This is a genomic window from Thermanaerosceptrum fracticalcis, assembly GCF_000746025.2.
Taxonomy (GTDB): domain Bacteria; phylum Bacillota; class Peptococcia; order DRI-13; family DRI-13; genus Thermanaerosceptrum; species Thermanaerosceptrum fracticalcis.
Window position 1 is genome coordinate 918,454 of sequence record NZ_CP045798.1, and the last position, 25,652, is coordinate 944,105.

Consider the following 25,652-nt stretch of genomic DNA (forward strand, 5'->3'; position numbering starts at 1 on the left):
AAGACTCCTTTCAAAAACGATAATAATAATTATATTTTTCCCGTATTCACTCCACTTGTCTTAAATAGTTTCCTTTCCAGGGTAAAGCCCCGTTCCAGGTTGTACACCCGGATCGTATCGGCAGCCACCAGTTCCGGTTCATTTTGGGAGTTTCTCCGAAAATGTAAGAGCACCACAGAATAGGGTATTTCTTTGGTGGCCTGCAACCCTCTTAAACCGGCCGCCCCTGTGGTCCCCGCGTTGATCAGAACCGTTCCTTTCTCCTGGCTAATGGAATACTGGTGGGTGTGTCCGAATAAAATCAAAGGGGTTTGTCCCAGCAAAGGTTCGGTAATATTAAAATTATGCACAGCAATGAGATGGGGCTTTTTCACCGCTTCGTTCCATAACTGTAGTAACTTGGCCCTATACCGCTCTACCACTTCATTGTCGGAGGGTGCGATTTTCCTGGAAGTTGAGGAGGGGTCAGCCATGGCCAGGATACGTAAGCCCTGTACGTCTACGATCCCACCCGTAAGAACCTGTACTTGAGGATAGCGGGAAAGTTGTTTCACAATGTCCGGTGAATCATGGTTACCCGGAATAAATACATAGGGGATTTTAAAATCCATCAATCCTTTGAGTAAAAGGCCTTCTACGGGGGTGCCAAAATCTGTGATATCACCCGTATCAATGACCATATCCACCGAAAAACTGGTGACGATCTGCTGTAAAAATTGGTGGGCCACAGGGTTGTTATGCATATCACTGACATGAAGAACCAGAAGATCGTCCTCTTTTTCTAAGACAGGACTGACTTCATTAATTCTTTCGTAGAGACTGTTAAGATTGGCGGCCATGATCTTCATTTGTTCACCTAAAAGATTAAACTTGTGCAGGGCCGTTTCCACCATGTTCACAGCCCAGGGAGCTGCTTTCAAAGCCCCCTGGAATTCGGGGGAACGAAACTTTTCCTTATCATAAGTGGCATAAGTTAAACCCAGGAGGGTAAAACAAAGGAGCAAACTGGCTACAGTTCCTAAGAGCGCCGGTTTAACCTGTTTACCCGTAATGAGGATGGCACCTATGATGCCGCCTAAGATGGCCAGAATTGAGAGACGCAGTATATAAAGAATACCTATTCTTATGGCTTCCGACCTAAGCTCTGTCCATAACTGTTTTGACCCCACTCGGGCGGAAAGCAGTTGCTGTAAGCTGTCCAGGTCAATATTAAGCAATTCCAGACTAATTTTTAAGGGGCTGAGATGGGTTTTGGCTGAGATGGTACCCACGGGAGGGAGCCTGAATTCTGTTAGACCATGGTCCAGTACCTGTAAAGAAATACGCCATTCCAAAGCTTTCAGGTGAAAGGACATGGAACCAAAAACGGAAATGAATAATAAGGCAAGGAATAAAGATAAGAGGACAACCTTAACATAAATCATTGTTTTTGTCATCTTTTACTGACACCTAAATATTTACGGATGAGATTGAGGGCAGTTATAGTAGCCCGCTGGCGAATGGTATCCCTGTCTCCGGTAAAGTGATAACCGGAGGACCAGTGAAGATCGGAGGCAGCAAGGGCTATGTAAACTAAACCCACAGGTTTGTCGCTGCTGCCTCCTCCGGGTCCGGCAATGCCGGTAATGCCAATGCCCAGCATACTTCCGGTAAGTTCTCTGATTCTATTGGCCATAAAACTTGCGGTCTCCTGGCTTACCGCGCCGTGAGCGGCAATAACCTCTTCCGGAACCCCTAATATTTTCGTCTTAATGTCATTGCTGTAAGCTGTAATGGAACCGAGAAAATAAAGGGATGAACCCGGTACCGAGGTTAAAACCTGACTCAGCATGCCGCCGGTACATGATTCGGCGGTACTGACAGTCAAGTTCTGCGCCTTTAGCTCTTCTGCAATGCTGTCCACCAGTGATACCTCATCTGTGGCAAATAAATATTCCCCTACACGTTCTCGAATTTCTCTCACTAACGGGAAGATGATTTGGAGAAACTCCTCCTTGTCCCGGGCCCGGGCCGTTAAACGCAGGTGAACTTCACCGCTTTTGGCAAGTAAGGCCAAAGTGGGTTCGGTTTGCCGGACAAAAAGGTCTTTGAGCATCCATTCCAATTTGGATTCCCCAATACCCACAAATTTCAAGACATGAGAAAACAAACCTTTAGTCCCCGGAGGAATCACATTTTCTCGAAGCCAGGGAACAGCGTATTGGGAAAACATATGTTCCATCTCCACCGGGGGACCGGGAAGGATAAGATAAGCACACCCTTCATGCTGCAGGGCCATACCCGGGGCTGTTCCCCTGTCATTGACTAAAATGGTTGCACCCGGCACAAACGCCGCCTGTTTGATGTTATTCTCTGTCATTTCACTGTTTCTTCTGGCAAAAAATTCCTTCAGTTTAGCTAATTCCTCCGGATTTATCTCCAGGGATAAATTTAGAAATTCCGCCAAAGTTTCTTTGGTGAGATCGTCATCCGTAGGGCCAAGCCCCCCCGTCAGAATAATCAGCTGTGCACGGGAACGGGCTATGGTTAAGGCATCCATAATCCGTTTTTTATTATCGCCGACAGAGGTGTGATAATAAACATTAATTCCCAGGCCGGCTAATTTCTCTGAAAGATACCTGGTATTAGTATTAATTATTTGACCCAGTAACAATTCTGTTCCTATAGAAATAATTTCCCCATTCATAAGATCATTACTCTCCCGCCTTCTCTTGCTTGCTTCATTGTAACCAAAATTACTCTATAAATCAATGTTGCCAGACAATATTAAGTTAAGACGCCTTTCAACCCCACTTCACCAAGTCTGTTTAGCTATGCTCCCATATGGAACGGCTATGGCAGGTCCATATTCTAAGTAGTTATTCAGGGTAATAAAAAAGGACTGTTGTTTTTGAAGTATTTGCAAATTTGGTTAAAAAAAAGAGGCTAAAAAAGCCCCTTTAAAAATTCTTCCAGCCTCTGACGAACTTCACCCGTTGTACCCAGTTCAAGAATCCCTTCTATCAGTTTCTCGCATTCCTCGCGTTTACTCTGGATAATAATCTGCTTCACTTTTTTTATGGCTCCCGCCACCATACTCCATTCATCAAGGCCCAACCCTATGAGCAAAGGAGCTGCCAGCGGATCTCCCACCATTCCGCCGCACATTCCGGTCCACTTCCCTTCCTGGTGAGAGGCCTCGATAACCTGTTTGACGAGCCGGATGACCGCCGGGTGAAAGTGGTCGTATAAATAGCCAACTTTTTCATTCATGCGGTCAACAGCCAGCGTATATTGCACCAGATCATTTGTCCCGATACTGAAGAAATCAACTTCTTTGGCAAATTGGTCAGCCAAAATGGCTGTGGAAGGTACTTCCACCATAATCCCTACCTCAACGGAAGAGTCAAAAAGGATTCCTTCTTTTGCCAGCTGATTCTTGACTTCTTCAAAGATGGCTTTAGCCTGTCTCCATTCTTCCAAACTCGAAATCATTGGAAACATGATTTTTACTTTGCCGTAGCTGCTGGCCCGCAAAATAGCCCGCAACTGGGTAATAAGCAGTTCCTTCCGGTCAAGACTAAGGCGGATGGCCCGGTAGCCGAGAAAGGGATTCATTTCTTTCGGCAAGGAGAGGTAGGGAAGTTCTTTATCTCCTCCAATATCCAGCGTACGGATGATAACTGGTTTACCTCCCATAGTGGAAACGACCTCTTTATAGGCCTGGAATTGCTTTTCTTCCGAGGGCATTTGGGTTTCATTCATAAATAAAAATTCTGTGCGGTATAAACCAATACCCTCAGCGCCGTGTTCCAGGGCTGTTTTCGCCTCGGCCGGGGTTCCGATGTTGGCGGCAATTTCCACCCGGAACCCGTCAGTTGTTACTGCGGGCTTAAACGTAAACTGTTCAAGTTCACATAAAGCTTCCTCTTCTCTTTTTCTTTTCGCCTTATATTCTTTAATAATTTCTTCATGGGGATTAACGATGCACTCTCCCGTGCCGCCGTCAATAATCAAAAAAACTCCGTCAGTAATTTGGTCAAAGTTTTCACCCAAACCGACCACAGCAGGAATGCCAAGGGAACGGGACAAGATGGCGGTATGGGAGGTCTTACCACCTGTTTTGGTGACAAAACCTAAAACGTATTTTTTGTTTAATTGCACAGTATCGGAAGGAGCCAAATCCTCAGCTGCCAAAATAACTTCTTCTTGGATGTCGGCCAGCTGTAAGCCTTTTTTTCCCTGAAGATGGGAAATAAGCCGCTTCCCTACATCCCGCACATCTGCCGCCCTTTCCCGTAAATATTCATCGTTCATTCCTGCAAATAAGCTGGCAAACTGTTCGACCACTTCATTTACTGCTTTTTCAGCGGGATATCTTTGTTGCTGAATCTTTTTTTCCATTTCAGGACAAAAAGCCGGGTCATTTAGAAAAGCTTGCTGTGCTATCAAAATAGCAGCTTTATCTTTGCCAAGCTCTCTTCTTGTCAGCTCAATAAGTTCAGCCAGTTCCTGGTAGGATTTCTCTTTAGCCAGCTGCAGTCGCCCAAGCTCAAAATTGATTTCGGCTGCCGCTATTGTTTCACGTACAGACCTCATTTGATTATCAAAGGGCTTGTAAAGAAGGACTTTGCCTAAACGTATCCCTTCCGATACGCCTGTACCCCTGAGGGTTATACCCGCCATTAGGATTCACCAAACCTTTGTTCTACCAATTCCACCAGTGCTTGTACAGCCTTTCCTGCATCCTTTCCGTCAGCCTCGATAGTAATTTTCGTGCCGCAGGTCAAAGCCAGAGCCATCACTCCCAGGATGCTTTTCGCGTTTGCTTCGGCTCCGTCTTCTTTTTTTACTTTAATTTCCGCTTCGAATTCGCTGGCTTTTTGCACGAATAGCTGCGCGGGCCTGGCATGCAGGCCGGTTTCATTTGCAATAGTTAGCTCTTTTCTGACCACTAATAAGACCTCCCTTAAACTGTTTCCAAAACCTGCATAACGTCTTCCGGCGACTTAGCTTCCTGTAACTGGTTGCGAAATTTTTCGTGCATAAGTTTACGGGCTATCGCAGCTAAAATCTGCAGGTGCTCATTTTCCGCCTGTTCTTCCGGAACAGCAATTAAAAACACCACGGAAACAGGTCCGCCGTCAAGAGACTGCCAATCGATAGGCCGGGCCAGCTTAGCAAATCCTAAGGCCGGCGCTACTACCCCCCAGGATTTACCATGTGGAATAGCAACCCCAAATCCCACAGCGGTGGTTCCCTCTTGTTCACGTTTTTTCACCGCCTGCACATAAGCTTCTTTATTGGTAACAACACCGGTTTTCACCATTTGTTCGACCATTTTTTCAATGCATTCTTCTTTAGTTTGAACTTCAAGGGATAACTGGATTCTGTCCTTGTTAATGATTTTCGCCAGCTTCATGGGGTATATCCTTTCGTTTAAAATTTTATTTTTCAGCCACAGCTTTACTGTGTTTGAGCAAGTTGACCATTAGGGCAGTAATCACGGTTCCTGCGATTATGGCAATGGTGTACATGAATAAATTGCCTACAGCATTTGGAATGGGTAAGACAAAAATGCCACCATGGGGAGCACGTAAAGTTGCTTTGAATAACATGGAAAGTGCTCCTGTTACTGCGGAACCGGTCATGATAGCCGGAATCACACGGAACGGGTCGGCAGCAGCAAAGGGTATGGCTCCTTCTGTGATAAAGGAGATCCCAAGGACAGCGGCTGCTTTCCCCGCTTCTCTTTCTTCCACAGTATATTTCTTGGGAGCAAGCAGCGTTGCCAGCCACAAACCTAAAGGCGGTGTCATACCGGCAGCCATGACGGCAGCCATTGGTTCATAAATTCCATTTCCTAAAAGTCCAACACCAAAAGTGTAGGCAGCTTTGTTTACCGGGCCGCCCATATCAAAGGCCATCATGGCCCCTAAAATCAGACCAAGAACAACGGCATTAGTGCTACTTAAGCCCGACAGCCAATTGGTCAGAGCATCCATGATAACTTTCACAGGGTTACCAACAACGTAAACCATCAGTAAACCAGTTACTAATGTTGCTAGGAAAGGTATGATTAAGATGGGTTTTAAACCCTCCAGGTTTTTGGGAAGCTTAATGGAATCTTTCAGCCATTTGGCGATATAACCGGCGATAAAACCGGCCAAAATCCCACCAAGAAAACCGGCACCAATTTTTGAGGCCAGCATGCCGCCTACTAATCCAGGTGCAAGACCGGGTTTTTCGGCAATGGAGTAAGCAATGAAACCGGCCAGAATCGGCACCATCAAGGCAAAAGCTGCACCGCCTCCGATGTCCATTAAAGCGGCAGCTAAAGTACCTTGTTGTTTAAATGCTTCAATCCCAAAGATAAAAGAGATAGCAATAATCAGACCGCCGGCAACTACCAAAGGAATCATAAAGGAAACGCCGTTCATCAAATGCTTGTAAATACCTGTACGCTGGGCACTGCGCTCCGCTTTTGTTTTTTGCACCTGCGCAATGTAATCCTGGGCTGTTGGCTTTGTGTTTACCGCCTCATCCAATAATTTACCGGGATTTTTAATAGCCTCGTTGACGGACGCCTTAATTACAGGTTTTCCATGGAAACGCCCCTCATCAACATCGGTATCTGCGGCAATAATGATAGCATGGGCCTCGGCGATTTCCTCTGTTGTTAAAGCATTTTCAACACCAACAGCGCCGCGGGTTTCAACCTTCACCTCAACATTTTTCCCCTCAGCTGCTTTTTTAATCGCTTCGGCAGCCATATAGGTATGGGCGATACCAGTAGGGCACGCGGTAACAGCTAAAATTTTTTTCATGTTTCTTTCCTCCCTTACTTACAAGCTTGCAATTTTAAGCTAGATACGTACAACACGTACTTCATGTAATAACCCCTGTACTTCAGCCAGGGAACAAACTTCCGTTCCCGGTTTGGAAGCCGTCACCGTACCTGCAGCAGCAGCCCAACGTGCCACTTCATGCAGCGGTTTATTTTCCAGAAAGGCATAAGCCATAGCAGCTACCATTGAATCTCCCGCTCCCACAGTGCTATTGGGAATAATGGGGAAAGGTGTTACCAGGTAAACTTCATCATTGCTCAGAACAATGGCTCCTCGACTTCCCATAGAAATAACTACAACTGTAACACCTTTTTTGAGCAGCTCCCGCCCGGCGGCAATTATATCCTTTTCTGTTGAGAGTGGACTTTCTGCTAACTGTTCAAGCTCGTGGATATTGGGCTTTACCGCAAAGGGCCGGGCTTTAATGCCTTCTTTTAAGGCCAGACCTTCAGCATCAAGAATAGTCTTAACATTCTGCTTTTTGGCCAGCTCGATATAGTGATAATATATATCCTCTGAAACCCCCTGGGGCAAACTTCCTCCCAGCACCAGCACGGAAGTATGCTGTAAAAAGTAAGACAGTTTGTGGCCTAACTTTACTAAATCTTCGGGGAGTACTTCAAAACCCGGCTCATTAATTTCCGTTGTCACTTTTCTTTCATTATCAACAATTTTTAAATTGGTACGCGTAACGCCTCGGACCTTGACAAACCCTGTTTTTATCCCCATATCCTTTAAAGCCCTTTGAACAACTTCCCCTTGGTAACGACCAATAAATCCTGTGGCAATTACATCAACAGAAAATTTTTGCAGCACCTTGGCCACGTTAATGCCTTTTCCCCCGGGATCTAATCGTGTTTGCATGACGCGATTCAGGCCGCCAACTTCCAAACGGGGAATGGTGATCGTTTTATCCAAGGCAGGGTTTAGTGTGACTGTTACAACTTTGGACTGCATAGCTTCCTCCTAGGGGTGGACAATGTGTACTCTGACACCTATTGTTTCCAGTTTAGCAACGATACTTTCATCGACTGCATCATCCATCACAATTTGGTCGATTTCAGCCAGATCAGCTATTTTAGCAAAAGATACTTTCCCAACTTTACTATGGTCTGCTAATAAGATGACTTGTTTTGCCGATTTGATCATCCGCCGCTTGATGGCTGCTTCTGTTAAATTGGGTGTTGTCAATCCTTCCTCCACATCTAATCCGTTGGTAGCTAAAAAAGCTTTGTCAACGCGAATCATGCTTAGGGATTGTTCCGCCATGGGCCCTACCATGGCAAGTGTCTCTTTTCTGAGCATCCCTCCTGTTACCAACACTTCAATTCCCGGATAAGTTAACAGTTTTTGCACATGATTGAAAGCGTTGGTGACAACCGTTAATTTGGAAAATGATTTTAATTCTTTAACCAGCTCAAAAGTTGTTGTACCGGCATCAATAAAAATGGTGTCTCCTTCTTCAATCAGTTCAACAGTTTTTTGGGCGATGGCCCGTTTTTCTTTTAAATAAGCAACCTTCTTTTCACCAAAGGTAGGTTCAAATTTCACACTGCGTAAAGATATAGCGCCACCATGTGTCCGCTTTAACAGTTTTACATCTTCCAGTTCTTTAAGATCCCGGCGAATCGTTGACTCGGACGCCTGGAAAATTTCACTCAATTCCTGTACCGAAGCTCTGCCGTGACTTTGAACGTAGTCTAAAATTTTTTCCTTTCGCTCTTCACCGTACAATATGACACCCCCTTTCCTTGAGCATTGGAAACTAATAATTAGCCAGTTGGTACACGGCTACTTGCGTATATTTGAGTGTTTCATTAATTATTCCTGAACGTTTTTGCTTAATTATGATTATATTTGATTGTTTTCGCAATTTCAATCATTTTTTTAAATAAAAAGAGCACCGCTATGCGGACATAGCTGTGCTCTTAGTTCCTTGCTGTATCAGGGAACGCAGTTCAGTTCCTGAGATTTTTTCTTTCTCTTTGAGGTGTTTCACTATGCATAAAATCATCTCTTTATTTTCATTCAGTATTTCTAATACATTATTTTCCTGTTGGCGCAGGATTTCCTGGCAAACTTGATAGAATTCATTTTCCGGTAAATGATCCGGGGATACTACACCAAGCCTTGATAAGCCACTGGAAACAATTTTTTGCGTTAATTCCAGAGCCCGTTGAAAGTCATTGGTGGCCCCTGTACTTTTTTCGCCTAAATGAATTTCTTCGCTCAGGGCCCCGGCCAGGAGAATCATGATCTGGTTTTCCAGTGCTGTTTTTGTATAAAGAGGTTCGTCTTCTTCCTGGGTATGACGAACATAACCCAGTGCATTGCCGCGAGAGGTTACTGTTACCTGGTCTACCGAGCCGGGTTTTAAGAATTCACTCATTAAAGCATGCCCTGCTTCGTGAATGGCCACTCTGTGCAAGGTAGTGCTGCTTGCCCGGTTACCCAGTTTTTCGCCGAGAATCACTTTGTCCACGGCTTCTCTCAGATGTGTCTGCTTAATAAAAGGACTCTTATCCCGCAGGGCCAGGATAGCTGCTTCGTTGGTTACATTTTCCAGATGGGCCCCGGAAAAACCGAAGGTGCCGTTGGCAATTTCCTCGATACAGACATCATCGGCCAGGGGTTTATTGCGGCAGTGGAGTTTAAGAATAGCCAAACGTCCCTCTTTATCGGGTAAATCAACTTTCACCTGCCTGTCAAAACGGCCAGGGCGTAAAAGAGCCGGGTCTAACAAATCAGGCCTGTTGGTAGCGGCGATCAAAAGAATCTGGACTTCCTGGTCATACCCGAGACCATCCATTTCTACCAGGAGCTGGTTGAGGGTCTGGTCATATTCCAAGTGGCTGGAATGACTTCCTCTTTTACCACCTAGAACGTCTATTTCATCAATAAAGATGATGGCCCTATTTTTCTTTTGCTTTTTGGCCATCTCCCTGGCTGACTGGAACAAGCCTCTTACTCTTTGCGCACCTACACCGGCATACATTTCGATAAACTCACTTCCTGAAGTGGCCAGGAAGACAGCATCGGAATAACCGGCGGCCGCCCGGGCCAACAGTGTTTTACCGGTACCGGGCGGGCCTGTTAAGAGGATGCCTTTAAGGGGTCTAATTCCCATGCGGTTCACTTTATCAGCTTTAATAAGGAATTCTAAAGCTTCTTTAAGTTCTTGCTTGGCAGTCTCCTGCCCGCCAATATCTTCAAAATGAAATGCTTTATTTTGGATGACTTTTTGATAGGAATCTAATTTGAGAAGTCCTTTTTTCTGCATCACGATATAAAGCATAAAGCCCAGGGCTCCCAGGATGATGACAGGTGTGATATCATATCCCAGATATACCAGGAAGGAGAGGAACCCTGCCAGTATTCCGAATAGTATTTCTTTTTTCATTATAAATAGTTCCCTCCCATGGTATTAATAATCTGTATGGGTGAACTTCCCCTATTAATGATAATATGAGCAGTTTGCTGCTCATCTTTTGCAGTTAGAAAAATAAAGTTGTTATCAAGGTCTAACATATAGGTCACTGAGTTTTTTTGGGCTAAAGATGTCAAATGGTTAGGGAGTTCCGTAAATTTTCCCGTACTTAGTGCTTCAAAAATGGGTAAACGGCTGTCCGTCAAAAACTTCTCCAGAGCAGCATTAGGCGTATTGGCGATCTCTACGGTGAGGTGAGCCAGGTTTTTAGGAGATTGTTTCTCCATTTGGTCCAGGAGCTGATAAAAACTGTCTCGCAATCTCTGGGAGTCTTTAAACTGTACTGTAATTTTTGAGCGGGAGTTGACCTGTTCGAATTTAAAAGCACTGACCGAAGGCAGCTTGGTCACAGCCGCTTCCAGAGGTTCGGTAAAGACTAATTTATTATAGAAGTAAGTCCCACCGACTAACACAGCAAGGGTTATAAAGCCGATCAATATGGTAGTAAAGAAACGCAGTAATTTTTGTGACATGACTTACCTCCTCTCTTCTTGATTATTATAGCACAAAAGTACTATTTCCTCCTTAGAGAAAGGCTGGAAAGAGAGTAAGCCCTGCATAAAAGCAGGGCTTACTTCGTTAAAAAAATATGATAGACAAATGAACAAGAAAGCGGGCAATTAAACCGGCGGCCAGGTCATCAGCCATAACCCCCCACCCGCCTGGGAGTTCCTGTAATTTAGAAATGGGGTAAGGTTTTACCATGTCAAAAAAACGAAAAAGGATAAACGCCAAGAAAAAGCTTGGTAGTGAACTTAAACCCCAGGTGGCAATAAAGATGCCGCAGAATTCATCAAAAACAATATGGGGGCTATCATGCTCATTTAAGAGAATTTCCCCTTTTGCACAGATAAAGATGCCGGCCAGGCATAAAAAAACAATATGCCAGATGTTAAGAGGTATAAACCAGGCGATAACGGCAGCAAGGGTACTACCTGCGGTCCCGGGAAGCCACGGGGAATATCCGGTGCCAAAGCCGGTAGCGATGATTCTGATAACAGTCGTCATTCCAACTTCAGCCTCGAACTTTTACGGGCTTTCAAATAATAATCAACGCCTGACCAGATGGTAAAGAAAACTGCGACATACATGGCATATTCGCCAAAAGGAAGATCTGTGATCAGGCTTAAAGGAAAATTGTTGAGAAGGATAGCCGAAATCGCTACAATTTGGCTAATTGTTTTAATTTTCCCCAGTGGACTCGCAGCAATCACTACACCTTCGGCGGCAGCAATGGCGCGCAGTCCTGTAACGAAAAATTCCCGGCCAATAATTACTACAGCAATCCATCCGGAGATTTTCCCCAGTTCCACTAAAGAAATTAAGGCTGCCGAGATTAATAATTTATCAGCCAGAGGGTCCATTAGTTTCCCCAAATTTGTTATCTGTTTACGTTTGCGGGCAATGTAACCGTCTAAACCGTCAGTACTGGCCGCAATGATGAAGATGAGCGCGGCCATATATTCACCAAAGGGAATGCGGATTAATAAGACCAGCATGAAGACCGGGATAAGAAATATCCGGGATAAAGTTAGCTTATTGGCCAGGTTCATCGTTGACCTCTCCCATTAAGGCAAAATCTTGGCTGTGAGTAATCTTGATATTTATTATATCACCTTGTCTAAGATTTGGTGCAGGTTTAATATAAACGACCCCGTCTATTTCAGGTGCGTCTCCCTGAGTGCGTCCCTCCCATAACCCCTCATATTCTGGGCTTGGTCCATCAACAATCACAGGGATAATCATTCCTACTTGTTGGGCTTGTTTGGCGGCAAGTATTTTTTCCTGTACGGCTAAGGCCTGTTGTAAGCGCCGTTCCTTGACTTCCTCGGGAATTTGCAACGGCAGACCGGCAGCTTTTGTACCGGGTTCAGGTGAGTAAGTAAAAAAGCCGGCCCTTTCAAACTGCATATCTTCCAGAAAAGCCAGTAACTGTGCAAAATCCTCCTCACTCTCCCCGGGGAAACCAATGATAAAAGTAGAACGAAGTGTGACACCGGGCAGCAACTTACGGATTTTTTTCAGTAAATCTATGGTGTCTTGTTTGCCCATGGGGCGTCCCATGGCCTTTAACACGGGGTCTGAAATGTGTTGTAAAGGAATGTCCAGGTATCGGCAGATTTTGTGTTCTTCTTTTATGGTTAAAAGCAGTTCATCGGTAAGGCGGTTAGGATAGCAATAAAGAAGCCTTATCCACTGCAGATTTTTTAACTTAACCAATTCTTGCAGGAGGGCAGGCAGCATATACTTGCCATATTTGTCATAACCGTACAAAGTGATATCTTGTGCTACTAAAATAGCTTCTTTGACACCATTTTCAGTAAGTTTAGAAACCTCATGAACAATGGACTCCAGGGAACGGCTGCGGTATTTTCCCCGCATGGACGGGATGACACAGTAAGTACAGCAATTGTTACACCCTTCCGCAATCTTCACATAGGCATAGTGTTTAATATGGCCGGGGACCAGGGGAATTTCATCATCAAAAAGATAATTGTCAGGGTCACCCACCTGGGCTATACGGACACCAGGTTTTAGAGAAGCCAGGAGTTGCGGCAACAAGTGAATATCCCCTGTTCCTAAAAACAAATCAACTTCCGGAAGTTCTGCCTTTAGTTCATCGGCATATTTTTGCACCAGGCAGCCTGTAACAATGAGGTACTGGCATTTTCCCTCAATTTTCTGCTGGGCCAGTTCAAGAATGGTTTCGATAGATTCCCGTTTGGCGCTTTCAATAAAACCGCAGGTATTAATCACAATAACATCAGCTTTTGAAGGGTCATCTACCGGTTGATGGCCATGGCGAAAAAGCTGTCCCAGGATTTGTTCGCTGTCTACTGTATTTTTGGGACAGCCTAAGGTTACGATTTTTACAAGATAGGACATAGCTAGCCTCCGATTTTGCATATTGTTTAAGTATATCTTAGGATTCTCTCCCCTGTCAAAAAATAACTAGTACCGCTTTTTATTTATACCCGACGTCGATTTAGTTAAATTGACCGTCCGGTTATTAACATTGCGTGGCGGCGGAATGAGGCACTCTTTTCCGGTACCGATTAAATCCTGTCGTCCCGCTTTTTTTAGAGCAGACAGGACAAGAGGATAATTCTCGGGCTTTTTATACTGTAAGAGTGCCCTTTGCAGAATTCTTTCTTCTGGATCAGGCACGTGAACCTTCTGATAGGTAAAGGGATCAAGACCGGTGTAATACATACAGGTAGACAGGCTGCCGGGAGTAGGGATAAACTCCTGGACCTGATCAGGCTGAAAACCAAAATCCCGCAGGTACTCGGCTAAATAGATGGCATCTGTCAATGTTGTACCGGGATGCCCGGACATGAAGTACGGGATGAGATACTGTTTTTTCTTGAGCCGTTTATTTGTGGCATGATAGGCCTGATGAAACTGGTCAAAAACGGTGATGGGGGATTTTCCCATAATGGATGTCACCTTGGGTGCGGCATGTTCCGGTGCTACTTTCAACTGTCCGCTGATATGATGTTCACATAATTCCAGCAAAAAAGGGGACTTTTTATCCAACAATAAATAATCATAGCGGAGACCTGAGCGCACAAAGACCTTCTTTATTTTGGGTATTTTCCTAAGTGATCGTAACAAGTGCAAATAATCCGTATGGTCCACTTCCAACTGGGGACAGGGTTTGGGAACTAAACACTGCCTGTCGCGGCAGGTACCATACTTTAACTGTTTCTTGCAGGACGGTTGACGAAAGTTGGCCGTAGGCCCCCCCACATCATGGATATATCCTTTGAAATCCGGGGCCAAGGTCATCTCATGGGCTTCCTGCAAGATAGACTGGTGGGACCTGTTTTGAATAATCCGCCCCTGGTGAAAATGCAGGGCACAGAAGGCACAAGCCCCAAAACAGCCACGATGACTGGTGATGCTGAATTTAATCTCTTCCAAAGCCGGTACGGGAGTGTTTTTATAGATCGGGTGGTATGTTCTGCTGTAGGGAAGGTTATAAATCCTGTCCATTTCTTCCTGGGTCAAGGGTGGCGCTGGAGGATTCTGTATTAAGTACCTGTTGTCCTGGTGGAACTGGGCCAAACCTCTGCCGCGAATAGGATCTTGCTCCAAATAGGAGATTTTAAAGGCCTGGGCAAAGGCTTCTTTGGAAGCTGTACACTCCTCAAAGGAGGGCATTTCCAAATATTTTTCAGGCTTATTCTCGGAAATATAGCATATTCCGGGTAAAGCAGTTAATTCTGACCAGGTTTTGCCTTCCTTTAGACCCTCGGCAATGTGTTTAATCTGATATTCGGCCATCCCATAAACTAAAAGGTCTGCCTTACTGTCAAAAAGAATGGAACGTCTTACCTTATTATCCCAGTAATCATAATGGGCAAAACGACGAAGGGATGCTTCTATACCGCCGATAATAATTGGTTTACTCCTGAATACCTGCCTGGCCAGGTTGGTATAAACAATGGTTGCCCTGTCGGGGCGTAAACCCCTTTGACCTCCGGGAGAATAAAGATCCCGGGATCTTTTTTTCTTCCGGGATGTATAATGGTTGAGCATAGAATCAAGATTACCCGCCGTGATTAGGACGCCTAAACCTGGAGTACCCAATTTCAGCAGGGACTGGGGATCACGCCAGTCGGGCTGGGGGATAATACCTACTTTAAACCCCAGATACTCCAAATAACGCCCGATGATGGCTGTACCAAAACTGGGGTGATCAACATAAGCATCACCCGTTATAATTAAAAAATCAAGATAATTCCAGTTCAGTTGCTCCATATCTTCTCTGGAAATGGGTAAAAAAGGAACCGCCACTACTATCACCACACCATATATTGGGACATTCCTGCCCTTTTCGATTTCTGACTTCCCAAGTCCCTCTGAAAACTACTAGTAACTAGGAACTGGTAACTAGTAACTATTTAACCTTTTCTTATCTTACCACTTTAACAAATAATTTAAATACCTATTTTTCTACATATAAATGGAGCGACATAAAACAAGAAAAGGAAAACAAACTAAAGGCGACCGGAGCCTTCCTAAAAAGGGTTTTCAGTCGCCAATGAGAGCACTATGTTGTTAAAAAGTCCTTTAAACTTTTATTTCCTTAAGTTCATTGTCTTCCAAAATATATGTTTTATTTATGACTTTACCTTTGTTACCCAGTATTCCCAATTGGGAGCTGTTAATTTTTACATTAACCACACCTGCATTGCCTAAAATAAAGGTTATTTTATTTTTGGCGGTAAAAGATTTTTCCTCACCTTTTTTCATGGTTCCTTCAAAAATTATATTTTTATCATCCTTGACTTGTACCCAGCATGTAGCATCGACTATTGTAAGTGTTAAGTTAATATCCTCTTGTAATGGGGGAGGTAATTGTGAATCTCCGTTGGAAGGAGACGGGTTTTCATTGTTGGGAGAGTTATTAGGATTATTTTCCCCGGGTGTGTTTACTTCAGGTGGTTTTACACCCGGTGTGTTAATAACCGACGGTTTGGCAGTGAAGTAGTGCTCATATAAATATTGTGAACCCAATAATAAAGCTATGGCTAAAAGCCCCAAGATCATACCAAGCCTGCGGGGCGGCCGCGTTGGTAAATCTATTTTTTGTAAATGTGGTTCCTTTTCAGGCATTTCCTGGTGAGTTATGACGTCATTGAGGGCTGCAAGGAGGCTCACATCATCGAGACCAAGATAACGGCTGTAGGTTTTCAAGAATCCTCTCAAGTAGACCCGGCCAGGTATGACATCCCAGTGCTCATTTTCCAGTGCCTCTAGATAACGCCGGCGGATTTTAGTATCCTTTTCAATGACTTCCAAGGACAAACCTTTTTCCAGGCGGGCTTTACGTAAAGATTCACCAATCAGACTCATAGGTCACCTCCTTCACTTTTTCATCTTATAAGGAACTCTTTAAGTTTCTCCAGGACCATTTCTGGGTAAGCAGCATTAAGATTTAACTCATAAGCTTCCGAAGGTTGGTCCGGATATTTGTACAGAGGATCATAATAATCCAGAAGTAAGGCCTCTACCACATCGTGATAATCCTTAGTTTTTAAAAGAGCCAATAATTGTTCAACTTTAGCAGACCCTAGTCTTTTTCTTAAATTGTTGATGGCCGCAGCTAACTGCTCTTCGTTAAAGGTACTTTTCTCGTCAAGATAAGTGTTGATTAAACGGGTAATCCGATTTTCTAAGGAATCATAAATTAAAACTTTACGGCCCTTTTGCATAGCCTGAAAGAAACTTAAGGGTATGAAAATAGATCCTATGCGCCGGCTCTCGCATTCTACAGCTATACGTGGAAAGCCTTGTAGTTTCCGGCAGGTGCAAAAAAGCATACCCTCAAATTGTTTTTGGCTGGGTGGTCTTCTCATACCGATATGTCCGAAAACAGACCCTCGGTTATTGGCCAAACCTTCCAGGTCAATAGCGGGAAGGCTGGCGTCAATGAGATGTTGTAAGATTTCTGTCTTACCTACTCCGGTAAGGCCATGTAAAACCACAATTTCTTTTTCGAAAGGTTTGGCAAAGAAATCATTGACATAATGACGAAAGGCTTTATAACCGCCGATCAGGCGATAATGTTTGATACCCAGGATATGGAGTACCTGGCAAAGAGACTTGCTGCGCATACCGCCTCGCCAGCAGTACAAAACCAGTGTTCTCTCCTTTGTCAACTGTTTCAGTTGCTGGGTTAAACGGGGCAGCTTAGGAGCAATAATGGCAAAACCCCTATCTACAGCTTTTTCCGGTGATTCTTGCTTATAGATGGTACCTACCATGGCCCGCTCGTCATCTTCCATCAGTGGTAAATTGAGAGCTCCCGGTATATGGGCCTCCTCGTATTCACAAGGCGAACGCAGGTCGATAAAAAGGACATTGTCTAAACCTAACGCTTCCTCTATATTTATTAAGTTTTCCATGAAAAACCTCGTCCCTCTTTAAGACAACCTTAGCAAAGGCAATCTCTAAATTTCAGTATAATCATTTGAAGGTGAACTGAGCAAGTTCATAATGCTGGCGCAGGTGGCATTATATGCCAAAGGTTTTTTCGTATTCCTCCCACGTCATCCGGACGGCCCTGGGTTTGCTGCCTTCATACCCGCCAACAATTCCTCTTTCTTCCAACTGGTCAATAATGCGGGCAGCTCTAGTATAACCAATTCTCAGGCGGCGCTGCAGCAGGGAAATGGATGCTTGTCCGCTTTCGATAAATATTTTGGCAGCTTCAGCCAGTAATTCATCTTCCTCAGTCATTTCCGTTATTTCGTTTTCTGAATTCTGCCAGGGCTCTGCTAAATATTCCGGGTTCTTCTGTATTTTTAGATATTCTACCAGGGATTCAATCTCCTGATCAGAGACATAGACACCCTGTACACGGATGGGCTTGGCCATACCTGTAGGATAAAACAACATATCACCCCGTCCCAGCAGGCGTTCTGCTCCCCCCATGTCCAGTATGGTTCGTGAATCTGTCTGGGATGAGACGGCAAAGGCGATACGAGATGGAATATTGGCTTTAATCACACCGGTGATGACGTCAACGGAGGGTCTTTGTGTAGCAACAACCAGATGTATGCCTGCGGCTCTGGCCATCTGGGCCAAACGGCAAATGGCATCTTCTACATCGGCAGGGGCTACCATCATCAGGTCAGCCAATTCGTCAATGAGAACGACAACATAGGGTAATGCAGGAGATGTTGATGTGGGGTCTTCTTCTTTTTTCACCAGGTTATAGCGGGTAATATCCTTAACACCCAGGCCCGCAAAAAGTTCGTACCTGTTTTCCATTTCATGAACGGCCCAGCGCAGGGCAGTGGCGGCTTTCTTTGGATCGGTAACCACCGGAGATATTAAATGTGGTATACCGTTAAAAGTGGAAAGCTCTACGACTTTGGGGTCGATCATTAACAACTTCACTTCATCAGGCTTAGATTTAAATAAAATGCTGGCAATGAGGGCGTTCATACAGACACTTTTTCCTGAACCGGTAGCGCCCGCAATGAGGAGATGGGGCATTTTCCCAAGATCGGCAACGATAGGATTGCCGGCAATATCTTTACCAAGGGCTACGGTAAGTTTTGATTGGGAGTCTTGAAAAAGAGTGGTTTCTAATACTTCCCGCAGGCTAACGGTGGCGATTTCCTCGTTGGGTACTTCAATCCCGACAGCGGCCTTTCCGGGTATGGGGGCTTCAATACGGACCTGTGGTGCCGCTAAAGAAAGGGCAATATCGTCGGCTAGATTGACAATACGGCTTACTTTCACGCCGGGCGGTGGTTGGATTTCGTAACGTGTAATGGCCGGCCCCCGGCTTACCTGGGTAACACGTGCCTTTACACCAAAGTTTTCGAGGGTTTCTTCCAAAATACGCACGTTATCCGTAATATCTTTATTCAAGCGCTGGCTTTTTATTTTTGTGGGAATTTGCAATAAATCTATGGGGGGGAGTTTAAAATCGTCATTCTCACGGTGAGTAACTACTTTATGCTCAACGGGTTTGGGTAAAATGTCTTTCCCTTTCACTGGTTTAGGTATAACCTTTACCAGGGCCGGCGAGGATGGGGAGACGCCCTGAAATACTTGGTTATTCTCGATATGATCGATGATAACGGGATTAGGCAGGGGATTTTCCTGAGCTAAGGAAGGGCCGGCTTTAATGTTTTTTTTCTGTTCCCCTTTTTCTTCCTCTACTTTTTCGAAAATAAAATCAATCAGCGCCTGTCTTGTGTTGGCGCCAAAATGGCTAAAAAAAGCTGAAAACTGCCTGACCAGTTCCCCCAGAGTTTTTTTGGCAATGCCCATCACGGAGATGAGCATGCACGTCCCCAGAAAAATATAGGAACCGCCTTTCCCAAAAAGGGCCAGTGTTAGTTTGGCGAAAAAATAACCGGTAATTCCCCCACCTGCTCCTTCCCAACTGACGGAAAAAGTGTGTTTTTCCACAGGCAAATTAATATGTAAAAAGGTAAGGAGAGTTAAAAGCAGGGAAACCCAGGATATGATAAATAATTTATCCCAGGCTGTCCTGTACCATATTTTAGAGATACCCATGATAAAGAGAACTAAAGGTAGAAGATACTTTCCTGAACCCAGGAAGGTGGTAATAACCCTAAAAATAAAATTTCCTATGGCGCCGATGGTACTGGTTGTATTATTAGAAAGCCCCTGCCATAAACAGAAAGCTATAAAAAAACTAAAAGTTAAAAGCGTGATCCCCCATAATTCCTGTTTGATTTCTTCTTTTAATGTCTTGGCTTTTGGCATATTTTCACCTCTATATATAAGTGTACTATTACCCATGTTCCTGAGCAATGGATTTTCCGGAAATTGCTTTAGAAATTGCGTACTATGAACTAATTTCTACAAAGAAAGAAAAAACCTCAAGCGAGGTTTTTTAAAATCTTACTTTTTAATCACTGGTTCAACAAACACTGACATGCCGGGTTGGAAACGTTTATCCAGATATACTTGTGGATCAGTGCTTAAAATTCTTTCAATCATGATTTCATTGTTCTTAGTTCTTGACACTTGTACCTGTATTTGATCTATTACTACTTCTTCTAATCTTGGCTGAGTTTCTTCATTAACGGATTGCCAGATAACCTCCGGAGGCACAGGCGTATAGAGAATCATTGCAACTGTCTCCTTTGATTTTTCTCCTTAATCAATTCATTTAACTTTTTCACAGCCTGGGATAAACTGCCCACCTCATTAATCAATCCTACCTCCACGGCGTCTTTACCTACCAGAACCGTACCGATGTCCCGGGCCAGTTCACCAGTACGAAACATCAGCTCGCGTATTTTGCTGTCACTTATCTTGGAGTGCTTCTCAATAAATTTAATAACACGATCCTGCATTTTGTCTAAGTACTCATAAGTCTGGGGTACGCCAATGACTAAACCGGTAAGACGGATAGGATGAATGGTCATGGTAGCAGTTTCGGCAATGAAAGAATAATCTGCCGAAACGGCAATAGGTACACCAATACTGTGTCCGCCTCCCAGGACAATGGTAACCGTGGGCTTCGATAAACCGTCAATCATCTCGGCGATGGCCAAACCTGCTTCTACATCCCCGCCTACCGTATTGAGGATAATTAACATGCCGTCTATTTGCGGGTTTTGTTCGACAGCAACTAACTGGGGTATAACGTGTTCATATTTGGTGGTTTTATTTTGCGGCGGCAGAATCATGTGCCCTTCTACCTGGCCTACAATGGTGAGACAATGAATGTTGGTAGCCGGGGATTCCGGCACCTGAGTTACGCCAAGCTCTTTTATACTTTGAATTTCTTTGTTTTCGATTCTAGCCTCCGTTACGGCGCTTGGTCTGGTATTATTCTCATTGGCCAGACCGCCAGGTGCATCGTCGCCGATCTTTCCAGGTTTTAACGGGTGATATTTTACCAAAAAGGATCACACTCCTTACATAGGCTAAAACTAGGATGTGTATTAATAAAAGAAAAGATGCGTCCCGGAGGACGCATCTTCCTAAACTTCCATGATGATAGGGATGATCATAGGGCGACGTCTCATTTTCTCGTAGAGATATTTACCTAAAGTATCTCGGATTTGTGACTTCAAGGTGGTCCAGTCGGTTATCCGTTTTTCAAAACACTTGTCCAGTACACCTTTAACTTTTTCTTTGGCTTCTTCCATTAATTCTTCCGATTCTCTTACATAGACAAAACCCCGGGAGACAATATCAGGACCGGCGACAACCAGATTTTCTTCCTTATTGATTGTGACAACGACAATCAAAATACCGTCCTGGGAAAGCTGTTTTCTGTCACGTAACACAATGTTGCCAACGTCGCCAACTCCCAGCCCGTCAATCAAAACTCTCCCTGCTGTCACTCTGCCGGCAATTGTTCCTTTTTGCTGGGCAAATTCCAGAACCTGGCCGTTTTCAACCACAAAGATGTTTTCTTTGGGAATACCTACGGCCTGGGCCAAATGGGAATGTTTAACAAGATGACGGTACTCGCCGTGAACAGGAACAAAGAATTTAGGTTTTACAAAGTTTAGCATTAATTTTAATTCTTCCTGGCTGGCGTGACCTGAAACATGGATCCCGCTTACTGATTCATAAATAACTTCCGCACCCTGGCGGAAAAGCTGGTTAATTGTTCTGGCCACCAGTTTTTCATTACCAGGTATGGGAGTGGCCGAGATGATCACGGTGTCACCGGGTACGATTTCCACCCTGCGGTGGTCAGACATAGCTATACGTGTCAGGGCCGACATGGGCTCCCCTTGGCTTCCCGTGGTGAGGACCACAACTCTATTGCGCGGATAGGAAGAAATATCATCCAGCTCAATTAAGGTATCGTCGGGAATATCCAGATAACCTGTTTCCTGGGCAATGCTGACCACGTTTACCATGCTTCGTCCGGCGATGGCAATTTTTTTGTTGTACTTGTAAGCTGCATTAATGGCTTGTTGGATACGGTGGACATTGGAGGCAAAAGTGGCAACGATAATTCTTTCTTTTGCCTGGCGAAAAGTTTCTTCAAAAGTTTGCCCAACGACACGTTCGGACATGGTAAAGCCGGGTCTTTCCACGTTGGTACTGTCGGATAGCATGACTAGAATTCCTTTTTGGCTTAATTCGGCGATACGTGTGAAGTCGGTGACAGCACCATCGACGGGAGTTTGGTCTAATTTAAAATCACCGGTGTGCAGTACTATACCTTCTGGTGTGTAAAAAGCGGAGCCAATGGCGTCAGGTATACTGTGGCTTACCTTAAAAAATTCGGCGGTAAAGTACGCACCTAATTTTACAGATTCCCTGGGACGAATAGGGATAAGTTTTGCATTTGCTACATTGTTTTCTTTTAATTTGGCCTGTAACAGGCCTAAAGTTAGTTTTGTTCCGTACACAGGAACATTTATCTCTTTTAAGACATAGGGCATGGCTCCGATATGGTCTTCATGTCCGTGAGTTAAGATGATTGCTTTTATCATTTCTTTATTTTCTATGAGATAAGTGGTATCGGGAATGACGATATCAATTCCCAGCATTTCATCTTCCGGAAACATGAGACCGGCGTCCACAACGATGATTTCGTTGTTGTAACGCAGGACCATCATGTTATTACCTATTTCTCCCAAACCACCCAGTGGTATCAAGAGAAGCTTATTGTCGTTTTCTGGCATTGCAGACCTCCTTTTTGCTATTGCATAAAAAAAAACCTTCTCCTATCCGTCCCATACAGAAGGTTTTATCATTCATAAGATAAACCAAACCGTCCCCTATCTTACATGTGTATTATAAGATATTTTAGACGCGGGTACAAGAGACACCGTGCAACTATCTTCCTTTCTATTATCACCCAAATAATTCCTTCTCATACAAAGAAAACTTGACTTCCAACAAGTGTAACGCTGTTGGAAGCCTTAGTTGCACTTGTGCCTGTGGTGCAAAAAGCAAAAGAGATGCTGTAAGCACAGGCTCATAGCATCTCTTTCAGCGTATAATCAAATATATTATCCGCAGAGGTAATGGCTGCTGTAAAGCAGGTTTCGTTTTAGCAACTCATCAAGAATTTGTACTGCATTGGTGGCTGCCCCTTTGCGCAGTTGATCACCCACAACCCACATGTTTAAGCCCCGGGGATTATAGATATCCTCTCTTAGGCGGCCCACAAATACTTCATCGTGGTCTGAAGCCTTAAGGGGCATGGGATAGATGTTCTTATCAGGTTCATCCATTAGGATGACACCTGGACTATCCGCCAGAACTTTTCGCACAAGGGGCAGCGGTATTTTTTCCTCTGTTTCAATATAAATAGATTCAGAGTGGCTTCTAATGACCGGAACCCGTACGGTTGTGGCCGTGATGGCAATGTTTTTGTCATCGAAAATTTTATGGGTTTCTTTTACCATTTTCATTTCCTCTTTGGTGAAGCCATTATCCTGGAAGACATCAATATGAGGGATCAAATTATAAGCGATTTGATGGGGAAATACTTTGGGCTGAATGTTGGAGGAATCATTTATCTGTTCATATAATTCATCAATGGCTTCTTTTCCTGCTCCGGAAACTGCCTGATAAGTGGAGACAATGATGCGTTTTATCGGTGAGATATTATGGATGGGTTTTAGGGCCATGCACATAATAATCGTTGAGCAATTAGGATTGGCAATAAGCCCTTTGTGGTTATTTAGAGCATGGGGATTTACTTCAGGTATCACCAGGGGAACATCATCATGTAAACGGTAGGTGCTGCTATTGTCGATGACTACTGCACCTTGCCGGAGGGCTTCAGTGGCGTACTCCTGACTGGCTTTCCCGCCGGCGAACAGTGCCACGTCCACTCCCTTAAAAGCCTGGCTGTTGATAGTTTCAACCTGATGTTCTTTGCCTTGAAAGCGAATTCTTGTGCCTTTAGAACGCTCTGTAGCGAACAATTTTATATGTTGTATATAAGGTCTTGTTTCTAAAATTTTTAATATTTCAGTACCTACAGCACCGGTGGCGCCAACAACTGCTATGTTCAATTTCTTCATTTTTGCATACCTCCATTTATTAAGTATTTTTGAAGCTTTCCCGAAAGATTGACGTATGCCGAAGTCCGGCTCCTGGCAAATCTTATATAGGTTTTGATATTTAACTACTATTGTATCACCCTTCGTGTATACGTCAAGGACAATTGTCTACGCCACGTGAACATCAATAAATATTATGGTTATAAATAACAATATGAATTATTCGATATTGCTAAACTTCTCATCGATGAGGAGCCGTCGCGTAAAAGCAATTAATCCAGGATATTTTCCAGCCCGATTTTCAGCCCCCTCAGGCATTTCACCTTTCTGACGGCCAAAAGAATGCCAGGAATAAAGGACTCTCTCGAAAATGAATCGTGACGTATAGTCAAGAGTTCACCTATACCGGCAAATAATACTTCTTGATGGGCCACCAGGCTCTTTAAACGGACACTATGAATGTTTACACCGTAAAATTGTCCACCCCGGCTGCAGTTATCCATTTGCACGGTTTCGCATATGGGAGAATTGGTATATCTCATGGCACAAGCTGTAGCAATGGCTGTGCCCGAGGGGCTATCAACTTTTTTGTCATTGTGATATTCAATAATTTCAGCCTGGGAGAAATACCTGGCAGCATCTCTCGCCCATTTCATCATAATGACAGCACCCAGGGAGAAATTAGGTGCCAAAAAAGCCCCTGTACTGCTGGCTTGAGCCAAGCTGTCAATCTCACTCATTTCTTCTTTAGAAAATCCAGTGGTCCCCACCACAACAGCAATACCCTGCTTTAAGGCAAGGGTAATATTCTTTTTGGCAGCTTCTTTATGGGTAAAGTCGATAATGACATCGGGTTGTGCTGTTTCGATAATGGACAGAAGATCATCATTAACTTGGACCCCCAATGGTTTCAAACCAGTTAATTCACCGATTTCTTTACCCACATTTTGCACATCACACGCACCGACAAGCTGTATATCGTCAGTTTTAGATATCCCCTTGATAATCTCCTGCCCCATCTTGCCACAGGCGCCTACTACTACTGCTTTAATCATGCTCATGCAAGCCACCTTACCTTTCCTCTAAATTATTTTATTGAGCAAATAATTAGGTGCTCATCGATGAGGACCTAATTATCAAATAGATACTCAACTAACAGCAGTATATGCGGACAGCAATATTGTGTGCCTCCCTTATGAAGAGAAAACGAAAAAACAGCTAAAGGGTCTACCTCTAGCTGTAAAAAGCTATAGTACCTCCTTCCTCTGCCCGTAGTGAGATAGTGCTCCACCTGGTAACGGGCCCTTACCAGATGACAGTTCTGCATTTCTTCAATGCAACCCCAGCATAGAGACCTGGATAGTCATCTACACTTCGGCGGATGCCCCTTTCCACCGGTTCATAGTGTCCCCACTCCCCGGCTTACTCTTGACAATCCGCGCCCCTACCCCACTCTTTTTGAGTGAGGTATCTTATTCAATTTTATTGTGTATTGTATACTAATATGTAAAATATGTCAATGATGGTGGTAAAATTTTTGTGGTGGTAAAATTTTTCTAATAGGGATATTTTTTATAACGCATATGGGATTCATCCAGCTCCACGATAATAACCTCAGAACCGATTTTACGAACGGCTTCCCAGGGTATGGTAAGATTATTTTTATCCCAAAGATTTAAAAGGCCGCCTTTGCTTGGTAAAATAATGGATTCAATGTTGCCGGTTTCCGCGTGAATGACTAAGTCGGAATCGGCTACCGTCCCCAGCCTGGCTCCGTTTTGGATATTGACAATATCTTTCCCGATCAGGTCAGTTAGTCTGACATTGTTCACGAATCTCACTCCATTC

General features: G+C 44.2%; 23 protein-coding genes and 1 riboswitch. All 23 genes read right to left on the bottom strand.

Annotation, left to right across the window (positions count from 1 at the left end):
• Positions 1-29: 29 nt before the first annotated feature.
• The gene (locus tag BR63_RS04840; RefSeq protein WP_051965370.1) at positions 30-1,436 is read right to left on the bottom strand and encodes a metallophosphoesterase family protein; all 1,407 of its coding nucleotides are present in this window, start codon (positions 1,434-1,436) and stop codon (positions 30-32) included.
• Positions 1,433-2,686: a competence/damage-inducible protein A gene (locus BR63_RS04845; RefSeq protein WP_034419822.1), complete on the bottom strand. Its 1,254-nt coding sequence runs from the start codon at positions 2,684-2,686 to the stop codon at positions 1,433-1,435. The genes BR63_RS04840 and BR63_RS04845 overlap by 4 nt, the downstream gene beginning before the upstream one ends.
• Positions 2,687-2,925: 239 nt before the next feature.
• Positions 2,926-4,665: a phosphoenolpyruvate--protein phosphotransferase gene (gene ptsP, locus BR63_RS04850; RefSeq protein WP_034419821.1), complete on the bottom strand. Its 1,740-nt coding sequence runs from the start codon at positions 4,663-4,665 to the stop codon at positions 2,926-2,928.
• Entirely contained in the window at positions 4,665-4,934 is a 270-nt protein-coding gene (locus BR63_RS04855) for an HPr family phosphocarrier protein (RefSeq protein WP_034419820.1), read from the bottom strand. The genes ptsP and BR63_RS04855 overlap by 1 nt, the downstream gene beginning before the upstream one ends.
• Positions 4,935-4,948: 14 nt before the next feature.
• Positions 4,949-5,401: a PTS sugar transporter subunit IIA gene (locus BR63_RS04860; protein ID WP_034419819.1), complete on the bottom strand. Its 453-nt coding sequence runs from the start codon at positions 5,399-5,401 to the stop codon at positions 4,949-4,951.
• Between the two features lie 25 nt (positions 5,402-5,426).
• The gene (locus BR63_RS04865; RefSeq protein WP_034419818.1) at positions 5,427-6,806 is read right to left on the bottom strand and encodes a PTS fructose transporter subunit IIC; all 1,380 of its coding nucleotides are present in this window, start codon (positions 6,804-6,806) and stop codon (positions 5,427-5,429) included.
• A 39-nt stretch (positions 6,807-6,845) separates the two neighbouring features.
• Positions 6,846-7,784 (bottom strand): 1-phosphofructokinase, encoded by a 939-nt coding sequence (gene pfkB, locus BR63_RS04870; protein ID WP_034419817.1) that lies wholly within the window; start codon positions 7,782-7,784, stop codon positions 6,846-6,848.
• 9 nt (positions 7,785-7,793) lie between these two features.
• Positions 7,794-8,561, bottom strand: coding sequence for a DeoR/GlpR family DNA-binding transcription regulator (locus BR63_RS04875; protein WP_081907977.1), 768 nt, complete (start codon positions 8,559-8,561; stop codon positions 7,794-7,796).
• Positions 8,562-8,733: 172 nt separating this feature from the next.
• On the bottom strand, positions 8,734-10,227 hold the full coding sequence (locus BR63_RS04880; protein ID WP_034419801.1) for an AAA family ATPase: 1,494 nt from the start codon (positions 10,225-10,227) through the stop codon (positions 8,734-8,736).
• Positions 10,227-10,787, bottom strand: coding sequence for a hypothetical protein (locus tag BR63_RS04885; RefSeq protein WP_034419797.1), 561 nt, complete (start codon positions 10,785-10,787; stop codon positions 10,227-10,229). The genes BR63_RS04880 and BR63_RS04885 overlap by 1 nt, the downstream gene beginning before the upstream one ends.
• 106 nt (positions 10,788-10,893) lie before the next feature.
• Positions 10,894-11,322 carry a phosphatidylglycerophosphatase A family protein gene (locus tag BR63_RS04890; protein ID WP_034419795.1) on the bottom strand — a complete coding sequence of 143 codons (429 nt, stop codon included), beginning with the start codon at positions 11,320-11,322 and terminating at the stop codon, positions 10,894-10,896.
• Entirely contained in the window at positions 11,319-11,867 is a 549-nt protein-coding gene (gene pgsA / locus BR63_RS04895; RefSeq protein WP_034419793.1) for a CDP-diacylglycerol--glycerol-3-phosphate 3-phosphatidyltransferase, read from the bottom strand. Before pgsA ends, BR63_RS04890 begins: the two co-directional genes overlap by 4 nt.
• Positions 11,851-13,200: a 30S ribosomal protein S12 methylthiotransferase RimO gene (rimO, locus tag BR63_RS04900; RefSeq protein WP_034419791.1), complete on the bottom strand. Its 1,350-nt coding sequence runs from the start codon at positions 13,198-13,200 to the stop codon at positions 11,851-11,853. The genes pgsA and rimO overlap by 17 nt, the downstream gene beginning before the upstream one ends.
• 66 nt (positions 13,201-13,266) lie before the next feature.
• On the bottom strand, positions 13,267-15,117 hold the full coding sequence (locus BR63_RS04905; RefSeq protein ID WP_153801984.1) for a YgiQ family radical SAM protein: 1,851 nt from the start codon (positions 15,115-15,117) through the stop codon (positions 13,267-13,269).
• Between the two features lie 276 nt (positions 15,118-15,393).
• Positions 15,394-16,179 carry a helix-turn-helix domain-containing protein gene (locus tag BR63_RS04910; RefSeq protein ID WP_034419789.1) on the bottom strand — a complete coding sequence of 262 codons (786 nt, stop codon included), beginning with the start codon at positions 16,177-16,179 and terminating at the stop codon, positions 15,394-15,396.
• 20 nt (positions 16,180-16,199) lie between these two features.
• Positions 16,200-17,231, bottom strand: a complete 1,032-nt coding sequence (gene mnmH, locus BR63_RS04915) for a tRNA 2-selenouridine(34) synthase MnmH (RefSeq protein ID WP_034419788.1) — start codon at positions 17,229-17,231, stop codon at positions 16,200-16,202.
• Positions 17,232-17,340: 109 nt separating this feature from the next.
• Entirely contained in the window at positions 17,341-19,575 is a 2,235-nt protein-coding gene (locus BR63_RS04920) for an FtsK/SpoIIIE family DNA translocase (protein ID WP_034419787.1), read from the bottom strand.
• A gap of 138 nt (positions 19,576-19,713) precedes the next feature.
• Positions 19,714-19,944 (bottom strand): YlzJ-like family protein, encoded by a 231-nt coding sequence (locus BR63_RS04925; RefSeq protein ID WP_034419786.1) that lies wholly within the window; start codon positions 19,942-19,944, stop codon positions 19,714-19,716.
• Positions 19,941-20,723, bottom strand: coding sequence for a ClpP family protease (locus BR63_RS04930; protein ID WP_420825494.1), 783 nt, complete (start codon positions 20,721-20,723; stop codon positions 19,941-19,943). The genes BR63_RS04925 and BR63_RS04930 overlap by 4 nt, the downstream gene beginning before the upstream one ends.
• An 81-nt stretch (positions 20,724-20,804) precedes the next feature.
• On the bottom strand, positions 20,805-22,472 hold the full coding sequence (locus BR63_RS04935; protein WP_034419785.1) for a ribonuclease J: 1,668 nt from the start codon (positions 22,470-22,472) through the stop codon (positions 20,805-20,807).
• Between the two features lie 330 nt (positions 22,473-22,802).
• A complete protein-coding gene (locus tag BR63_RS04940; RefSeq protein ID WP_034419784.1) occupies positions 22,803-23,825 on the bottom strand; it encodes an aspartate-semialdehyde dehydrogenase in 1,023 nt (340 codons plus the stop codon).
• A 251-nt stretch (positions 23,826-24,076) separates the two neighbouring features.
• On the bottom strand, positions 24,077-24,865 hold the full coding sequence (dapB, locus tag BR63_RS04945) for a 4-hydroxy-tetrahydrodipicolinate reductase (protein WP_034419783.1): 789 nt from the start codon (positions 24,863-24,865) through the stop codon (positions 24,077-24,079).
• 211 nt (positions 24,866-25,076) lie between these two features.
• Positions 25,077-25,259, bottom strand: a riboswitch (Lysine riboswitch).
• 101 nt (positions 25,260-25,360) lie between these two features.
• Positions 25,361-25,636, bottom strand: a complete 276-nt coding sequence (locus BR63_RS04950) for a YlmC/YmxH family sporulation protein (protein ID WP_034419782.1) — start codon at positions 25,634-25,636, stop codon at positions 25,361-25,363.
• Positions 25,637-25,652: the final 16 nt, after the last annotated feature.

Excerpts from the sequence above, each read along its gene's own strand:
- BR63_RS04840 (WP_051965370.1), bottom strand. The coding sequence starts at position 1,436 with ATGACAAAAACAATGATTTATGTTAAGGTTGTCCTCTTATCTTTATTC.
- BR63_RS04845 (WP_034419822.1), bottom strand. The coding sequence starts at position 2,686 with ATGAATGGGGAAATTATTTCTATAGGAACAGAATTGTTACTGGGTCAA.
- ptsP (WP_034419821.1), bottom strand. The coding sequence starts at position 4,665 with ATGGCGGGTATAACCCTCAGGGGTACAGGCGTATCGGAAGGGATACGT.
- BR63_RS04860 (WP_034419819.1), bottom strand. The coding sequence starts at position 5,401 with ATGAAGCTGGCGAAAATCATTAACAAGGACAGAATCCAGTTATCCCTT.
- BR63_RS04865 (WP_034419818.1), bottom strand. The coding sequence starts at position 6,806 with ATGAAAAAAATTTTAGCTGTTACCGCGTGCCCTACTGGTATCGCCCAT.
- pfkB (WP_034419817.1), bottom strand. The coding sequence starts at position 7,784 with ATGCAGTCCAAAGTTGTAACAGTCACACTAAACCCTGCCTTGGATAAA.
- BR63_RS04880 (WP_034419801.1), bottom strand. The coding sequence starts at position 10,227 with ATGAAAAAAGAAATACTATTCGGAATACTGGCAGGGTTCCTCTCCTTC.
- BR63_RS04885 (WP_034419797.1), bottom strand. The coding sequence starts at position 10,787 with ATGTCACAAAAATTACTGCGTTTCTTTACTACCATATTGATCGGCTTT.
- BR63_RS04890 (WP_034419795.1), bottom strand. The coding sequence starts at position 11,322 with ATGACGACTGTTATCAGAATCATCGCTACCGGCTTTGGCACCGGATAT.
- pgsA (WP_034419793.1), bottom strand. The coding sequence starts at position 11,867 with ATGAACCTGGCCAATAAGCTAACTTTATCCCGGATATTTCTTATCCCG.
- rimO (WP_034419791.1), bottom strand. The coding sequence starts at position 13,200 with ATGTCCTATCTTGTAAAAATCGTAACCTTAGGCTGTCCCAAAAATACA.
- BR63_RS04910 (WP_034419789.1), bottom strand. The coding sequence starts at position 16,179 with ATGAGTCTGATTGGTGAATCTTTACGTAAAGCCCGCCTGGAAAAAGGT.
- mnmH (WP_034419788.1), bottom strand. The coding sequence starts at position 17,231 with ATGGAAAACTTAATAAATATAGAGGAAGCGTTAGGTTTAGACAATGTC.
- BR63_RS04920 (WP_034419787.1), bottom strand. The coding sequence starts at position 19,575 with ATGCCAAAAGCCAAGACATTAAAAGAAGAAATCAAACAGGAATTATGG.
- BR63_RS04925 (WP_034419786.1), bottom strand. The coding sequence starts at position 19,944 with ATGATTCTCTATACGCCTGTGCCTCCGGAGGTTATCTGGCAATCCGTT.
- BR63_RS04935 (WP_034419785.1), bottom strand. The coding sequence starts at position 22,472 with ATGCCAGAAAACGACAATAAGCTTCTCTTGATACCACTGGGTGGTTTG.
- BR63_RS04940 (WP_034419784.1), bottom strand. The coding sequence starts at position 23,825 with ATGAAGAAATTGAACATAGCAGTTGTTGGCGCCACCGGTGCTGTAGGT.
- dapB (WP_034419783.1), bottom strand. The coding sequence starts at position 24,865 with ATGAGCATGATTAAAGCAGTAGTAGTAGGCGCCTGTGGCAAGATGGGG.